Here is a 15975-nt window from a genome sequence, read left to right as displayed (position 1 = left end):
TTGGACGTCTGCTCGATGTGCGGTCTTACCAACGGTTTCGCTCAGGGACACATCACCAGACTGTCTTGAGCACAGTCCATTGAGGCTCAAGGCGGCTGCTTTTGGGGGTTCGCCAATCGTCTCTATGGTGAGATCGCAAATTTTTACCGATAATTGAAGTAGCCATTGCCTTAGAGATTTCATCGGACCTGATGTCAGGAGCCCGATTATGAAAATACTTGTCGTTGAGGATGATCAGCCGACGGCGGATGCCTTAATCACGCTGCTAACCCAGTGCAGCTATGCCGTGGAAACGGCGACCGATGGTGAGAGCGCTGCCGATATGGTGGAGGCGTTTGAGTATGATTTGCTGATGCTGGACGTCATCTTACCCAAGCTGGATGGCATTACGCTGTGTCGTCAACTGCGTAATCAAGGCTATACCATGCCCATTCTGCTCCTGACAGGGCAGGGCAATAGCCATGATAAAGCGGTGGGACTCGATGCTGGGGCGGATGACTATGTGGTGAAACCCTTTGATCTAGAAGAGCTGGAAGCTCGTATCCGGGCCTTACTGCGTCGCGGTCGGCTCTATACGACCCCTATCTTAGAATGGGCCGATATTCAGCTCGACCCTAGCTCTACCCAGGTCAGTTATCAACAGCAGCCGCTGGCGCTAACGCCCAAGGAGTATGCGCTGTTAGAACTCTTGCTGCGTAACCCTCGCCGTGTCTTTAGCTGTGGGATGTTGTTAGAGCATCTGTGGACCTATGCGGATATGCCGGGAGAAGAGGCGGTTAGAACCCATATCAAGGGCCTCCGCCATAAATTACGAGATGCAAAAGCACCCCCAGATGTGATTGAAACGGTCTATGGGATTGGCTATCGGCTCAAGCCTTTATCTGAACTAGACCTGACAACAGAAGAGGGGACTCCTCAGATGGATAACTCGGCTGCGATCGCAACGATTTGGCAGCGGTATCACTCCCGGATCAGTGACCAAGTAAAGGTTCTAGAACAAACGTGCTCTGCTCTACAGACCCAGTCCGGCCAGCTTGACCCTGACCAGCAGCAGCAGGCAGAGCAGGAAGCGCATACGTTAGCGGGCGCCTTAGGAATGTTTGGTCTGCATGAGGGCACCCAGCTGGCTCGGACCCTTGAACAACTGCTCAAAATGCCTCAGCCTCTGGCACCAGAGCATATCGAGCAATTCCATCACCAGGTGGCAACCCTCAGACAAACCGTGGATCAATCAGGTTATTCTGCCTCTGCTGATCTCCCAGAGGCCATGCCTACCCTACCGTCTTTACTGATTATCGACAGTGATGACAAATGGGTCACCGACTTAACGGAACAAGCTAGACACTGGAATTGGACACTACAGACTGTAGCTGACTTAGACACGGCTCAACGGGTTTTCAATCAACAGCCTCCTCAGGTGATTTTGATCGATCCAGCGGTCGATAGAGACGCGCAGCAGATCTTGACCTTTCTGCAAGCGGTGGCTCACCATCATCCCGCCATACCCGTATTATTTTATGGGCCTCCCGATGGGTTGCACTCTCGTTTGGAAGTGGCTCGATTGGGCGGTAGAGCTTATCTCGAAAAGCCCCTCACGCCTATGCAGGTATTACATGAGGTGGATCGGGCACTCCAGCACACTCAGGCGATTACCGCCAAGATCATGATTGTGGATGATGACCCTCAGATGTTACAGATGTTACCGCCCTTGCTAGAGCCCTGGGGATTTAAGGTCAGTACTCTTGCAGATGCCAGACTCTTTTGGCAAACGCTGGTTGCCGTCTCCCCCGATCTACTGATTTTAGATATTGAAATGCCCCATGTGAGCGGTATGGAACTGTGTCAGGTGGTGCGGAATGACGCCTATTGGCATAACCTACCGATTATTTTTCTGACCGCTCACACCGAAGCAGAGATCGTCAACCAGATTTTTGCCTTGGGGGCAGATGATTTTGTGAGTAAGCCGGTCATTGGACCAGAACTGGTGGTTCGCCTCGTCAATCGCCTGGAGCGTATGCAGTTATCTCAGCAGTTCTGGCAGATGGATACCTTAACCAAAGCCTATAAACGGCAACCTGCGGTACCGATGCTCGAACATCAGATGAAACGGGCGCAGGAGCTACAGCAACCCCTCTGTTTAGCCCTAGTAAAAGTCACGAATTTACGGCAAATTAACGATGACTATAGCTTGGGGATAGGCGATGCCATCCTCCGTTATGTGGGGCATGAATTGCATCAGGGCTGTGGGGATGAAGCAGTGGTGGCGCGCTGGAGTAGTAATGAGTTTTTCATGGGACTGTATGGTGTGCAAGCGGCCGAAGCGACCCATCATATCCAGCATCTTGGCCAGAGTTGCCAGACCTACCGTCAGCCGTCTGGAGAAGCGGTCCCCATTGCGTTAACCATGGGCGTTGTCCAGTATCCTCAAGCCGGAGGAACCCTATCTGAACTCTACAAAAGAGCCGATCAGCAGTCTCAGCCATGGACGTGCATCAGGAGGCAGATCGATGACCATTGAACGTGAGTGTGCCCCGCATCTGTTGCCCGACCAACAGGAGTGGATGACCACCCTCTTGAATACCTTGCCAGCCTTAGTGGTGGTAATGGATATCCAGGGGCGGATTGTGGGGTTTAACCAAGCGTGTGAGCGGGTGTCTGGGTATACCTTTGCGGAGGTCCAATCGCGTTGCCTGTGGCAGGTATTGCTGGTGCCAGAGGAGCAAGAACAGGTCCAATCGATGTTCCAGCAGTTGCTCACTCACCAGATACCCTACCAGCATCAACACGGCTGGCGGACAAAAACCGGTGACCGCCTGATCGCTTGGTCGCATTCGGTGGTTAAACAAAGCGATACCGTCCAATGGGTGATTGGGACAGGCATTGATATTACGGAACAGCAGCAATCAGCACTCGCACTCCAACAGCAAATAGAGCATGAGCAGTTACTGAGTGCGATCGCAGCCCGCATTCGTCAATCATTAGACCTGCACACCATTCTCAATACCACCGTTGCTGAGGTTCGCCACCTTCTAGAGACCGATCGCGTTCTGATCTTTAAGCTAGAAAAAAACTGGAATGGCATCGTCTTGGTGGAATCTGTGGATACGGATCAGTGGCCCTCCATTCTGGGCACCCAAATCCGAGATCCTTGCTTCCCAGATATTTACGGCGGCTCTCCCGACCAACTCCACGCGAGTGCCATTGAGAATATCTACACCGCTAACCTGACCCCCTGTCATTTGGAACTACTCATTCAATTCCAAATCCAGGCCAATTTGGTGGTGCCCATTATCCTGGAGAATCAGGTATGGGGACTGTTGATGGCCCATCATTGTCGTAGTCCCCGTCCTTGGGAATCTTTAGAAATCAAACTCCTCAGTCGACTGGCTACACACCTGGCCATCGCTATTCAGCAATCACAGCTCTATTGCCAACTGCAATCTGAACTGACCGAACGCGAGCAAGTGGAAGTGGTGCTGCAAGAAGCGAAATATAACTTAGAGCAGCGAGTCTCTGAACGGACGGCTGCGCTGCGCACGGCCAATCAACAGTTGCGAGCTGAACTGCACACCCGTCAGCAGGCAGAAGCAGCATTGCAGCAATCCCAAAAGCGATTCTCTGGCATTTTAGAAATTGCGGAAGATGCAATTATTTCCGTGGATGCGTCCCAAACCATTACCCTGTTTAATCAGGGAGCGGAAAAAATGTTTGGCTATCGCCGTGACGAGATCTTAGGGCAATCCTTAGAGGTCTTGCTGCCTCCGGAATTTCTACAGACCCATCAGCGCTATATGCAAACCTATGAACAGGCTGATATGCTCGCCCGCCATCGGAGTGAACGGCAACCGATTTTGGCCAAACGGCGAGATGGCACTTGCTTTACGGTAGAAGCCTCGATTTCGAAATTGCAGTTGGGAACAGAACAAGTCTTTACGGCGATTCTGCGGGACATTACGGAACGGGTGGAAGCCCAATCCTCGTTGATGCAGCTGACGCGCCAAAACGAATTAATTTTGAATTCGATGGGAGAAGGGCTCTGTGGTCTAAATCTAGAGACTCAAATTACCTTTGTGAATCCAGCGGCTGCAAAACTGTTGGGATATACGATCAACGCGCTTATTGGTCAACCGATAGAGCTGATTTTAGAGCCTCAACTGCCCCAGATTCCCGCTCCTTTTCTAGACTCCTTAACCTCTGGTGCGACCCATCGGTTTATTACGGATCACTTTCGACGACGGGATGGATCGCTGTTTCCGGTCGAATATGTCAGTACGCCGATCCGGGAGCAGACTCAAATTGTTGGTGCTGTGATCACTTTCAAAGATATTAGCGATCGCCAAGTGGTCGAACGGATGAAGAATGAGTTTATTTCCGTGGTGAGCCACGAATTACGCACACCGCTCACCTCGATTCATGGGTCACTGCGGATGCTCGCGAGCGGCTTGTTAGCAGCCCAACCTGATAAAAGTCAGCGGCTGATTAATATTGCGGCAGATAGCACGGACCGATTAGTCCGCTTAATTAACGACATTCTGGATGTGGAACGAATTGAATCGGGCCAAGTCAGTATGACCAAACACCCATGCAATATTGCGGATTTAATGACTCAAGCTGCCGACACTATGCAGGGTATGGCTCGTCAAATGCAGGTCAATATTGCTGTGCAACCCTTGCCGATTTTGGCGGATGTAGATGGTGATCGCATCGTCCAGACTTTGACCAATTTACTGAGTAATGCCATTAAATTTTCCCATGCTGGCGGAACCGTGTGGCTTACGGCCCATCGGAGTAGTCAGCCGCCCAGCTGTACCTTGGCCGAGGCGACACCCGCTCGTTCTGCTGCTGAAAAACCGCTGCAAGTGTGTATTCAGGTTGAGGATCAAGGGCGCGGCATTCCCGCCGATAAAATCGACACGATCTTTGAGCGCTTTCAGCAGGCGGATTCTTCTGACGCTCGCAACCATGAGGGTACTGGATTAGGGCTGGCTATTTGCCATAGTATTGTTCAGCAACATGGTGGCCAAATTTGGGTGGAAAGTCAGCTCGGGAAAGGTAGCACGTTTACATTCACACTCCCCATTCATGCTCAAGATATGTTTAGCGCAAGTGAGACGTAGTCTATGACAGCAAAATGTATCCTGGTAATTGACAACGAACACTATATTCAAGAAGTTGTCCAGATTGCGTTGGAAACCATTAAACATTGGCAAGTGGTCACAGCCAGTTCAGGGGCTGAGGGGTTACTCAAAGCAGAGCAAGCGCAACCTGATGTGATTCTGTTAGATGTGATGATGCCGGATATGGATGGAGCCACCACCTACCAAAAACTTCAAGCCAATCCCCATACTCAACAAATTCCTGTCCTACTACTGACGGCCAAAGTTCAAACGGTGGATCAGAATCGCTACAAGGAATTAGGTGTTTTAGCGACCATCCCTAAACCCTTTGACCCGTTGCAACTCCCCAATCAAATTGCGGATGTATTAGGCTGGCAGCTGTAGCTTTGTCTTTTTATTCCTTCTCTGCTTTGACATGAAGCCATCTGATGCATCCACCTCCCTTTCTTTGGCCAGTTTGATCAGAGTGGGAGCCATCAGCCTGGGACTGCTACTGCTGTGGCAATTACAGAACTTAGTAGTGGTGCTGATGATTGCTATCGTCTTGGCCTCGACCTTAGCCCCTATGATTCAGCGGGTGGAGGCATTACGGCTGCCGCGATGGCTAGCTGTACTAGCGGTTTATGGAGGTCTGATTGGCGTCGCTATTACGCTCACCTTAGTGATCGGGCCAACGGTCACGGAACAAATTCAGCGCATCTTCAATGCTCTGCCAGGATATTTAGAAGTGCTGACGACATCGCTAGAAGATACGATTCTGCAACTGGGCATCAGCAAGCCGGAAGACCTAGGGATGATCAATCAAGTCTTCGATTTGCAAGCCCTGACGGCTTGGACATTCCGATCCAGTCAAAAGCTGATTTTGCAGTCCGTTGATCTCACCAAAGGCTTATTAGGGGGCGTTTTCAATTTACTGCTCGCACTTATTCTCTCCGCTTATATGTTGTCGGATTCACAACGGCTGCTCCACGGATTAGTGGTGTTATTCCCCCAGCCGTGGGAGCAGCGCCTTGCCGATCAAGTTCATCCTGTCAGTCAGCGTATGGGAGCCTATATTCAAGGGCGGTTGCTGGTGTCCCTGATCTTAGGTACGACGGTCAGTATTGGCTTAAAGCTGATTGGGATTACGGAGGTGGCCTTAGGGTTGGGTGCGATCGCAGGATTAACCAATCTCATTCCTTTTTTTGGACCGGTTTTGGGAGCCATCCCAGCGTTATTATTTGCCGTCGCTCAAGGCGGCTGGACGGCGTTGTGGGTGCTCTTGCTGTTTGTGGTGATCCAAAATCTAGAAACCTATGTCCTCGATCCATTAGTGGTGAGTCCATCTGTAAATGTCCCGCCGCTCTATCAACTCTTGGCGGTCTTAGGCGGCACCCAAGTGTTAGGCATTATCGGTGCTTTAATTACCCCTCCTTGGATCGCGGCGGGGGGCGTGTTGATCGAAAATTTATATTTGCAACCCAAACGCCAGGCGGAGCAAGATAATCAGCCCCTACCTGAGACAGTACCTGTCTTTGACTAAGCCCGTTTCCCTCAAATTTATGGGATTGGCCGCAAGATAACGGCGCAATATAACGAACGGAATCAGGCGGTCCTCACACTTTCCTCATGTTTAAGGGGTAGGCTGCGTTATATTCAGCGATAATCTCGATGTTGAAGACGACATTCTACAGCTTTCATGAGTCAGCAATGCTCAGTGAACGCATGCCGTTTCTCAAATGCAATGGGCCGACATTAGGCGTGTTTAGGTGTTAGCAATGATACCCCAGCGATCGCAAAAACTCATTGAATTTCTCACACAAGATTTGGGTATATCCACAGCATCCATTGATATTGCCCTGAAGTCATGCCATCAACAACAAGGTCCGTTGCCCGTCATTTTATGGCAGTACGGATTAATTACCTTGGAACAGCTGAATGAAGTGTTTCATTGGGCAGAGACATCGTTCAGTATCGATGAAATTTAAAGAACCCACTTTTAAAAATCAATATCAATTCATAATGAGGTTTTTTATGTCTTCTTTCAGAAATGCTTTTATGTATTGGTGGGTGCATATTCAAACCACCATTCCTGAATGCCAATATTATTTTGGTCCTTTTACCAGCGTTGAAGAGGCCGAAGCGTATCAGTCGGGCTATGTAGAAGATTTAGTCCGTGAAAATGCGCTCGAAATCATTGTTAAGATTACGCGCTGCCAACCCGAAACCCTCACCCTCTATGAGGAAGAAGAGAGCTATATGTCAGAGATGATCGGCACTCTGCCAACGTTATCCCTGCATGAACAACCGACGGTTTTAAGTCGCTGTTAAGGGGCGCCAACGGTGGTGGTCTAACACTTGGGCTAATCAGCGGTAATCGTAAAAAAGCCTGGATCGCTCCGTCGTTGCTCGTCTAGCAATTCAGATTCCCAAAGGTCAGGGTTAGCGGTGGTCACTAAGGGAGATTTCCCGGAGACTTGCAAATTGAGGTCTGGTGTTTGGGAGGCCGCTGGCTGCTCCACTGGAGGAAATAGCGTAATGGAGGGGGTGACTTCGCCGCCCAGAGCTTGAGCAGGGGTGCGTTGGATATCAGAATTCTGATCAATAGTGCCTGCCCAAGTGGGGAATCCCCATAGGGTCGCGAGTGTGCCTACAACTAGCGGCAACATCAGTTTGAGTGAGATCATGATTTTTGAGGTATTGTCGGTTGCCTAAAGTCTAGGCAAAGGCTGAGAAGGCTGGTGTGTCGTACCTTAGTCCACGATAGCGATCTCGATCATTGTTAGGGTGCCCATTGAGCAAGGTGTGCGATCGCAGGTCGCTCAATCCATAGATTTCCCCAGACATGAGCTGCTGCCAAACCGTAGGTAGAATGATAAATCCAAAGCCTGGCAAGGATGATTGCCGATGCCAACCTTCACGAAGCTAGAGCATTATGAATAGAATTGCTCATAATCATCATGGTTTCCGATCCAAAACCATGTCACTGTATCACCTTCCCAAACGCCAAGTGCACGATAACTTCGTGTTACTCGTACAGCCCAAATATTTTCCTGGCCGTTGATACATTTGAAATGTAGGGATGGATGAAACGGATTCTTTACCCACAACTGATAGGCTTTCCGTGCCCCTGCCTTTGCTGAACTGTTTAGTTCTCTATATTTAGACCAAAAAGAGGGCAAAGTTGCAGATTTCACAACTTTTCGAAATCCATTGGCGTTGATTGACCTGCTGCAATTTCTTGTTTCGCTTTTTGAGCTGCTGCGATTAAATTATCCTGTGTTTGCTGGAAAGAGGTATCCCACAGATGTTCCTCTTCCAACTCAGCAATGAACTCTCGAATATGCTCTATGACTTTTTCCTGCACTTGATCAGGCAGGGATTCAACCATTTTCACAATTGTAGTGATAGCGGCAGCAGACATAAGCTCACTGTTGAAGGGACATTAATTTCACTCAATTTTGAATTTTAAGTCGAGAACAAGAAAGACTACAGAAAATACAGGAAATCATAATACTCAATCACAGCTAGATTTTTCTTGTAGTTACTTCACACTTCAATATGCTCTTTGCATAATTCAAGGATGGTATAAATCCAAAATAAATCAGTTTGCATATCTCGCTGTAATGCTAATGTGTTGTGGATTTGGGCAACCTGATTATAATAAAATTGTAGCAACTCGCTTAAAGCTTGAAGCAGTAAATGCTTATCTAATGATGTGTAGGAGTGATTCAAGCTTTGAATACACGCTTGACTACCCTGTTGCTCAAAATGAGCGGCAGGCGATGCGGCCGAAGGAGACTGGCGACACATATCATCAAACTGCATCAGAATTGCTCTAAAGCTGTCAAGGAGAGACTGGGCATAAAACAGTTCCTCCCGCATAATGCGACGATATCCTTCTTCAGCGTAAGCTAACCCCTTGCTGATGAGTCGATCCACTTCTTGGATATTCCAGGTAAAGGTTAATCCCAGAGATGCTTGCATGACCTCTCTGAGCAAAGATTTGGGATCATAGATCACTTGTGTGGGGAGCAAAAACCAGGGAGAAGGCTGCAGCTCATGCGGTTGAAAATACAAAACATCAATTTTGTTGAAAGGCTTGAAGTGTGAAACACAGACCCAAGCTCGGTTGGCCCATTCGTTATACAGCCACTCTCCCCACTGCATAGGGGCTGCAAATCGCTCTGAAAGATATTGCAGATATGCATCGGGTTGCACCACAACCCGCAAATCAATATCCGAGTATTCATCGGCTGAATCTGCTGCCACAGAACCTTGCAGATACAGGGCTTCAATTCCTGGCTTTGCTAAGAAGTAATCAACAACAGTGTCAAGCAAGTGTTGGCGAGCTGAGTGTAGTTCGTTTACTGTGAAGCCCATACGCTAAATCAAAGTTTGGACGCGAGATCACATCAATCAGCAGCACAAAGCGTTCGACAACCAAATAGCGAGACTACTTACCCAGCACCGTTGAAACAATGACTATCACCGTTGCAGCCGTAATCAAACTAAACGCCAGCTGCACAACCCATTGGGTAGTTTTTTGATAGTTATCGAATTTCTGATTAAATTGCTCAACGTCTTGTTTTAATTCTCGCAACTCTGTCAGTACTTGTTGTTGAGGATCTTGAAAGTCATCTGGGGATGATGCCATGGATAAACCCGCTATATTTGCAGGATGGCAGGATAATTGATCACCAGTATATCCTTGCCAAATCACTGTCCCCAACGGTCAGTGGCAGACTTGCCAAAATCCTCTGCGTCAAGCCCATGCCCGGAAGAAAGAATGATCTTCCCAAGTGGATTGGGTTCGTTTTTCGATGTTGGCCAGGGTTGTCGCATCTAATGCTTGAAATGCTTGTGCTGTTTGCACATTAGCCGTGAGTTGTTCCACCGTTTCGGCGGCAATGATACAGGTGTGCACCCCAGGTTGCGATAAGGAATAACCCATCGCTTCCGACATTCCCGACAACACCCCAGGGCGCAACAGCTTGCCATAGGCTGGCACCTTCATGGCAATTACACCAATTTGCTGTTGACGAGCGACGGGCAACACCGAGGAAATAAACGGGCGAGGATGGTGCACATCTGCGGCATTGACTGGAATCAACGTGGTATCAAAGGCGTAGCGGTTTAAACCGTCGATGATAATCTTCGGTTCATGGTGACCGGTAATCCCTGCAAATTTGATAATGCCTTGGGATTTGGCTTCTTCAATGGCTTTAATGGCACCATTAGCACTAAAAATAGTGTCAATCTCATCGGCAAAAGAAACGTGATGCAGTTGCCAAAGATCGAGATGATCCGTATTGAGACGATTAAGGGAACGCTCTAATTCTTGCCATGCCCCATCGCGATCGCGCCTCGCGGTCTTACTCGCCAAGAACAGATGAGAACGATACTGCGGCAGCACTTTGCCTAAGTAATCTTCACTAGGGCCATAACTGGCTGCCGTATCAAAATAGCGAATCCCTAAGTTCCAGGCTTCCTGAATCATCTCTACGGCTTGCTTTTCAGACCCCGGTTGAGACAAGGGCGTTTGGCCAGCGCCCCCTAGACCTAAAATCGGCAACTTCACACCTGTTTTTCCCAACACTCGTTTCGGTAGGGGTGAATTTTTAGGTGGGGATGGCTCAGGTCGGGACGCAGAGCGGCGATCCTGATGCAGCATTAAGCTACCCAACAGGCCTCCTGCAGCTGCGAGGCTACTAGCTAGAAACGTGCGTCGTTGCGTTTTTGGGCTCATCCTTCTCTCCTGAAACTAAGGAGCTACCGATCCACCACAGGAATATAGGGTTGATCATGTTGTCCTATATAGATTTGCGAGGGACGGTAGATCCGGTTGGCATCGAGCTGTTCTTTCCAGTGGGCCAGCCATCCGGCGACCCGAGCAATGGCAAAAATGGACGTAAAGATATCGGCAGGAAATCCCAATTGTCTAAAGATTAACCCAGAATAGAATTCCACATTGGCATGAATTTGACGATCGCCCAGTCGTTCTTCCATCGCTTGCTCCAGTGCTAGGGCAATACCGTAGTAGCGATCGCAGCCATAATTCTCGGATAACTGTTCTGCCAAACCTTGCATAATCCGGGCTCGTGGATCTTTGACCTTATAAATCCGATGACCAAACCCCATGATTCGCCGACCTGCGGCTAATTGCTGATCGAGGTAGGGTTTCACATTCTCCACAGAGCCAATATCCGTGAGCATCTGCATCACCTCTTCATTGGCGCCCCCATGTAACCGCCCCCCCAAGGTGCCCATGGCCGAAGCCACGACGGCATAGGGATCCGTGAGCGTGGATGCAGTGACTCTGGCAGAAAATGTGGAGGCATTCATCGTGTGTTCGGCGTGGAGAATCAAACACTGATCAAAAATATGTGCCTTTTTGGCATCAGGTTCCTGCTCATCAAGTAGATACAAAAAATTAGCGGTGTAATTTAGATCATCCCGCGATCGCAAGGGATCATTGCCCTGACGAATATGCTCAAAGGCGGCCACTGCTGTCGGGATCTTGGCCAGCAGTCGTACTACAGCTCGACGAATATAGGCTGGATCATTAAAGGCTCGCCGAGAATGATATAACCCTAAAGCAGCCACTGCCGCTTGAACTGCATCCAAGGGATGACCGCGCTCAGGGAAGCATTTCATCATATCCACTAGCCGATATTTAATCCGGCGATGGTGCAGCACTTCGTACTGAAATGCCTCAAAATCTTCAGGGTTCGGTAGATGCCCCCAAATCAGTAAAAAGGCGGTTTCGAGGAAATTACTATGCTGGGCGAGGTCGGTAATGGGAATGCCACGATACTCAAGTTGCCCCGTCTGACCGTCCACATAGCTAATGCGAGATTGGGCTGCTGGAATTCCATCTAATCCGGGTTCATAATCACACGTTGTCATCTGCTTTGCTCCGATGAGGATTATTTCAGCCCACTTCACGTTCAGAGTCTGCCTTTAACCCGTCTGGCAGACTATTACCTAGCGTGTCAATAATTAACGGTAAGCCGGGCATTCAAAAACACGGCACCTTGATTAATACTAGCGTTCAGGGCGGACGATGGGACTCGAACCCACGAATGGTGGAACCACAATCCACTGCCTTAACCACTTGGCTACGCCCGCCATTGCGTCTATGAATATAGCACTTAGACCTAAGGTTGATCCAGGTTTCTAGCTAATCTATCGGGGCTAATGCATACTAACGTACACTCATTGGTAATATGCACTTGCATTTGGCTATTGAATTACAGTGACCAATGACTCAAAGTTCAGGGTTCTTTAATCGATGCTATATAGATAACTTTGTGCCCCTGCCAGGTCAAGGGGAGCCTGCTGTCGGACGGCCTGCGCCAGACTTTGAGCTGCCCCAGGTCGGAGGCGACCTAGTCAAACTCTCCGACTATCGCGGACAGCAGCCCGTCTTTCTCGCCTTTACTCGTATCTTTACCGAAAAACTCTTTTGCCCCTTTTGCTATCCCCATATTCAAGACTTAAAACAGCGCTACTCAGAGATAGTAGATCGAGGGGCAGAGCTACTGATGATCTCGAGTACGGATCACGTGCAGAGTGAGCAAATTGTCTCTGACTTAGACCTGCCTTATCCCTTTTTATATGATCCGACCTGTAAGAGCTTCCGCAACTATGGGGCAGGACAAGCCCTTGCCCCGTTACCTGCTCAATATATTGTGGCTTTAGACGGCAAAATCCGCTTTTGTCACATGTTTTCGTTTGTCGATCACAATGTGGGAATCGATGAAGTACTCACCCTGCTTGGGAGTTTGCATTAGTCATCCCTGAAATACCCCAGTGTAGTCATCCAATTACGTGAGTTTGGGGATAGGTAGAAGGAGCAAAGCAGTTGCTAGGGTCAACCCCAACCAGATCAAAAAACAATTGCGTGTCAGCCGGATTGCTACCTCAACATGTTGGGGAATAATGCGGTGAATCGGATTACCCAATAAGGGTTTGAACTTGGCAACTCCTCGATACCAATTATTCCCACCTAGTTGTACACCCAGAATGGCAGCATAGGCACATTCACTCCACCCGGAATTAGGGCTCGGATCTTTCCTCGCATCTCGCCAGCCCAAGATCAAAATGGATTTGAGTTTGCCGGATAATAGCCCTACTGTCAGAACCGTCAACCGACAGGGAAGCCAGGTGAGCAGATCCTCTAACCGGGCACTAAACCAACCCAGATCGGTATAGGGAGATTCTCGATACCCAATCATGGAATCTAGGGTACTGACCGCTTTATAGGATAAGGCCAAGGGAACAGGCCCTACACCAGGAATAGCAATGCCGACCAAAGCATAAAACAAAGGAGCCATCACGCCATCAGTCGCATTTTCTGCCACGGTTTCGAGAAGGGCACGCAAAATATCCTGCTCGGCGAGGGTATCTGTGTCTCGACCCACGTATCGGCGTAGACGCGATCGCGCCACCATCATATCCCCTACGGCTAGCGGTCTAAGGACATCATCTGTTGCATCCCGGAGACTTCGCCCCGCAAAACAACTGGCTAACAATACGACTTCAGTCCCCAAACTGATCGGCCAAACCCACTGATTCAGACCGTAGAGCAATAACCAGCTACCCAGGCCAACGCTACAAACTAACGCAAAGGTTAGATGGAGTCCAGCTAAGCGCAATTGCCACGGTTGATGCCACCACCGCAATGCCCCTTTGGTATATCGCTGAATCACCCACCCCATAGCTTGTACAGGATGAGGACATCCCCACGGATCGCCAATTGCGAAATCGAGGATGGCAGCACTCAATAGAACTGCGATGGCTAAAGGCTGGTCGAAAACCATCGCACCGTCAGAAATAATCACAGACTCAGACGCGTTAATCGGTCTGATTGCCTCTGTGTTTGCCCCATTGCCAAGCCAGTGATTCTAGAAATGGACCCGTCGCTCACTGCACAGACTCCGATGCCTTGTGGTGGATGGTATTGAGAGGCTGCTGAAACATGGCTTTGTTATGATTAAGGCAACTCCAGTTAACATCCACCATACCAATGCCTTTCCAAAATGACATCATCGAGTTCTTAAGCGTCCAACTATTTTAGAATGGCAAGTCTTGACCCACCTGGATCGGTTGCTTACAAAAGTCGATGTGATCACGGCAGCTAGTTTGCTAATTGTAGTCAGAAATGGCCTAGGACTCTGGTTACAGAGGCAGCAGTAGCGTTGGTTGCGGAACTGTAGAGCTTTTTCACTTTTCTACTCGTCTTACTGGTAATCTCTGTAATTTCCTCTGGCACAAGCACCTGAACCGCTTTTATTTACTAATTGCCCAAAGCCCCGGATAGTAAAAACGATGGACGCTATCACGCTTGACTTAGCCCCTTTTATCCAGATGACTGATGACCAGTTTTTTGAACTATGTCAGCATCATCGCGACTACCGATTTGAACGTAACGCCGCAGGAGCTTTGATTATTATGTCCCCTGCGGGTGGTGAAACTAGTCGTCGAAACTTATCTATTGCTGGCCAACTATATCAATGGAATCAGAGATGTAAACTGGGTATTGCTTTCGATTCTTCTGGCGGCTTTAAGCTCCCCAATGGGGCGGATCGTTCTCCAGATGCTTCCTGGCTCACACTGGAACGCTGGCAAGCTCTTACGCTGGCGGAACGCCAAAAGTTTCTGCCCTTATGCCCTGATTTTGTTGTAGAACTCCGTTCTCCGAGCGATAGTTTGACCAAGCTACAAGAAAAGATGCAGGAGTACATGGCTAGTGGGGCTCGGTTGGGCTGGCTGATTGATCCGCAAGGTCAGCAGGTAGAAATTTATCGTCTTGGGCAATTACCGGAAGTGCTAATTTCGCCTGCCGTTTTGTTGGGAGAGGATGTGTTATCTGACTTTGAGCTGGATTTGTCTGACATTCTCTAAATTTCCAATGGTTCTCGCACAGGCACCTTGTCTAGAAGGGGATGGTATCGGTGTATTTTGGAGGGTGGGCTAAGTTTGTATCCTGACTACTTTCTTCTATGTCTTTTGACAACCTGTGTAAGCTCCTGTGCGAAAAACATCCTGATCGCTTTGCGAGTTGGATTTTAGGAGAATCTCTGAAACAGGTTGAGGTGCTCAAAACAGAACTAAGTATTGAACCCATTCGGGCGGATGCGGTCACCTTTTTGCGAGTGCAAGGGCGCATTCTTCACCTGGAGTTCCAAACCAAGCTGGACTCTCAGCCCCCTCTACCGCTGCGGATGCTGGATTATTGGGTGAGGTTGTATCGACTGTATCGGCTGCCGATTACCCAAGTGGTGATCTTGTTGCTGCCACCTTCTGCTGGGACTGTAATTGAGTCTGCTTTTAGGGTGGAGCAGACCCAGCATCAGTACCAGGTGATCCGTTTGTGGCAAGAGCCTCCTGAGTTGTTTTTGAGTGATCCGGCATTACTGCCGTTTGCCCCGCTAACATCTGCGCTGAATGCGGAGGGATTGTTGCAGCGTGTAGTGCAGCGTGTTGATGAGTTGGGGCCAGCGCAACAAGCTGAGGTGTCTAGCTATATCCAGATTTTGGCTGGGTTAAAATTCAAGAAGGATGTGATTCAGCGGTTGTTTCGGGAGGACGTGATGCGGGAATCAGTGATTTACCAGGATATTCTAGAAGAAGGGCTACAAAAAGGGCTACAAAAAGGACGACAGGAAGGACGACAGGAAGGAGAACGGCTGTTGGTGTTGAGATTGCTGACTCACCGTTTGGGTACAATTCCTGAGCAGACGCAAGTGCAAATTGAAACGCTGTCTCTAGAGCAGCTAGAGGCATTGGGTGAAGCACTATTGGAGTTTGCGGAGATGGCGGAATTGGAGCAGTGGCTTGATGTGCATTTGTGATCGGTCTTGAACCCACTTCG

The 15975-nt window shown here is 49.1% G+C and carries 18 protein-coding genes and 1 tRNA gene; 9 read left to right on the top strand and 10 right to left on the bottom strand.

What is annotated here, in order from left to right:
• Window positions 1–208: 208 nt before the first annotated feature.
• The 6 genes from Q0986_RS07230 to Q0986_RS07205 all read left to right on the top strand — a co-directional run bounded on the left by Q0986_RS07230 (window position 209) and on the right by Q0986_RS07205 (window position 7427).
• Window positions 209–2518 (top strand): response regulator, encoded by a 2310-nt coding sequence (locus Q0986_RS07230; RefSeq protein ID WP_299406929.1) that lies wholly within the window; start codon window positions 209–211, stop codon window positions 2516–2518.
• Window positions 2508–5117: a PAS domain S-box protein gene (locus tag Q0986_RS07225; RefSeq protein ID WP_299406925.1), complete on the top strand. Its 2610-nt coding sequence runs from the start codon at window positions 2508–2510 to the stop codon at window positions 5115–5117. Before Q0986_RS07230 ends, Q0986_RS07225 begins: the two co-directional genes overlap by 11 nt.
• A 3-nt stretch (window positions 5118–5120) precedes the next feature.
• On the top strand, window positions 5121–5501 hold the full coding sequence (locus Q0986_RS07220; RefSeq protein WP_299406921.1) for a response regulator: 381 nt from the start codon (window positions 5121–5123) through the stop codon (window positions 5499–5501).
• Window positions 5502–5532: 31 nt separating this feature from the next.
• Window positions 5533–6639, top strand: a complete 1107-nt coding sequence (locus Q0986_RS07215; RefSeq protein WP_299406917.1) for an AI-2E family transporter — start codon at window positions 5533–5535, stop codon at window positions 6637–6639.
• A 235-nt stretch (window positions 6640–6874) separates the two neighbouring features.
• Window positions 6875–7084, top strand: a complete 210-nt coding sequence (locus tag Q0986_RS07210) for a DUF2949 domain-containing protein (RefSeq protein WP_299407132.1) — start codon at window positions 6875–6877, stop codon at window positions 7082–7084.
• 46 nt (window positions 7085–7130) lie between these two features.
• The gene (locus Q0986_RS07205) at window positions 7131–7427 is read left to right on the top strand and encodes a DUF1816 domain-containing protein (protein WP_299406913.1); all 297 of its coding nucleotides are present in this window, start codon (window positions 7131–7133) and stop codon (window positions 7425–7427) included.
• A 32-nt stretch (window positions 7428–7459) separates the two neighbouring features.
• On the opposite strand, the gene Q0986_RS07200 is transcribed toward Q0986_RS07205, so the two are convergent.
• The 9 genes from Q0986_RS07200 to Q0986_RS07165 all read right to left on the bottom strand — a co-directional run bounded on the left by Q0986_RS07200 (window position 7460) and on the right by Q0986_RS07165 (window position 12227).
• Window positions 7460–7783 (bottom strand): hypothetical protein, encoded by a 324-nt coding sequence (locus Q0986_RS07200; RefSeq protein ID WP_299406909.1) that lies wholly within the window; start codon window positions 7781–7783, stop codon window positions 7460–7462.
• A 31-nt stretch (window positions 7784–7814) separates the two neighbouring features.
• A complete protein-coding gene (locus Q0986_RS07195) occupies window positions 7815–7943 on the bottom strand; it encodes a hypothetical protein (protein WP_299406904.1) in 129 nt (42 codons plus the stop codon).
• Window positions 7944–8029: 86 nt separating this feature from the next.
• Entirely contained in the window at window positions 8030–8293 is a 264-nt protein-coding gene (locus Q0986_RS22915; RefSeq protein WP_366918537.1) for a hypothetical protein, read from the bottom strand.
• Window positions 8290–8520, bottom strand: coding sequence for a hypothetical protein (locus Q0986_RS07190; protein ID WP_299406899.1), 231 nt, complete (start codon window positions 8518–8520; stop codon window positions 8290–8292). Before Q0986_RS07190 ends, Q0986_RS22915 begins: the two co-directional genes overlap by 4 nt.
• Window positions 8521–8645: 125 nt before the next feature.
• Window positions 8646–9437 (bottom strand): nucleotidyltransferase domain-containing protein, encoded by a 792-nt coding sequence (locus Q0986_RS07185; RefSeq protein WP_299406895.1) that lies wholly within the window; start codon window positions 9435–9437, stop codon window positions 8646–8648.
• Between the two features lie 115 nt (window positions 9438–9552).
• Window positions 9553–9753, bottom strand: a complete 201-nt coding sequence (locus Q0986_RS07180) for a hypothetical protein (RefSeq protein ID WP_299406891.1) — start codon at window positions 9751–9753, stop codon at window positions 9553–9555.
• A 108-nt stretch (window positions 9754–9861) separates the two neighbouring features.
• The gene (locus tag Q0986_RS07175; protein WP_299406886.1) at window positions 9862–10845 is read right to left on the bottom strand and encodes an aldo/keto reductase; all 984 of its coding nucleotides are present in this window, start codon (window positions 10843–10845) and stop codon (window positions 9862–9864) included.
• Window positions 10846–10868: 23 nt separating this feature from the next.
• Window positions 10869–12005, bottom strand: coding sequence for a citrate synthase (locus Q0986_RS07170; RefSeq protein ID WP_299406881.1), 1137 nt, complete (start codon window positions 12003–12005; stop codon window positions 10869–10871).
• A 149-nt stretch (window positions 12006–12154) separates the two neighbouring features.
• Window positions 12155–12227, bottom strand: a tRNA-His gene (locus tag Q0986_RS07165).
• 134 nt (window positions 12228–12361) lie between these two features.
• Between Q0986_RS07165 and Q0986_RS07160 the strand changes: the two genes are divergently transcribed.
• A complete protein-coding gene (locus Q0986_RS07160; RefSeq protein ID WP_299406876.1) occupies window positions 12362–12892 on the top strand; it encodes a peroxiredoxin family protein in 531 nt (176 codons plus the stop codon).
• 33 nt (window positions 12893–12925) lie between these two features.
• Here Q0986_RS07160 and cbiB read toward each other — a convergent pair whose 3' ends face one another.
• Window positions 12926–13921: an adenosylcobinamide-phosphate synthase CbiB gene (cbiB, locus tag Q0986_RS07155; RefSeq protein ID WP_299407128.1), complete on the bottom strand. Its 996-nt coding sequence runs from the start codon at window positions 13919–13921 to the stop codon at window positions 12926–12928.
• Window positions 13922–14429: 508 nt separating this feature from the next.
• Here cbiB and Q0986_RS07150 point away from each other — a divergent pair.
• Together Q0986_RS07150 and Q0986_RS07145 are read left to right on the top strand one after the other, a co-directional pair.
• Window positions 14430–15005: a Uma2 family endonuclease gene (locus Q0986_RS07150; protein WP_299406871.1), complete on the top strand. Its 576-nt coding sequence runs from the start codon at window positions 14430–14432 to the stop codon at window positions 15003–15005.
• Window positions 15006–15103: 98 nt separating this feature from the next.
• Window positions 15104–15955 carry an Rpn family recombination-promoting nuclease/putative transposase gene (locus Q0986_RS07145; protein WP_299406866.1) on the top strand — a complete coding sequence of 284 codons (852 nt, stop codon included), beginning with the start codon at window positions 15104–15106 and terminating at the stop codon, window positions 15953–15955.
• The last annotated feature ends 20 nt before the right edge of the window (window positions 15956–15975 follow it).

It is taken from the genome of Acaryochloris sp. IP29b_bin.148, assembly GCF_028285565.1.
Classification (GTDB): domain Bacteria; phylum Cyanobacteriota; class Cyanobacteriia; order Thermosynechococcales; family Thermosynechococcaceae; genus Acaryochloris.
The sequence above is the reverse complement of the archived record's forward strand: the minus strand, read 5'-3'. Positions and strand labels throughout refer to the sequence as shown.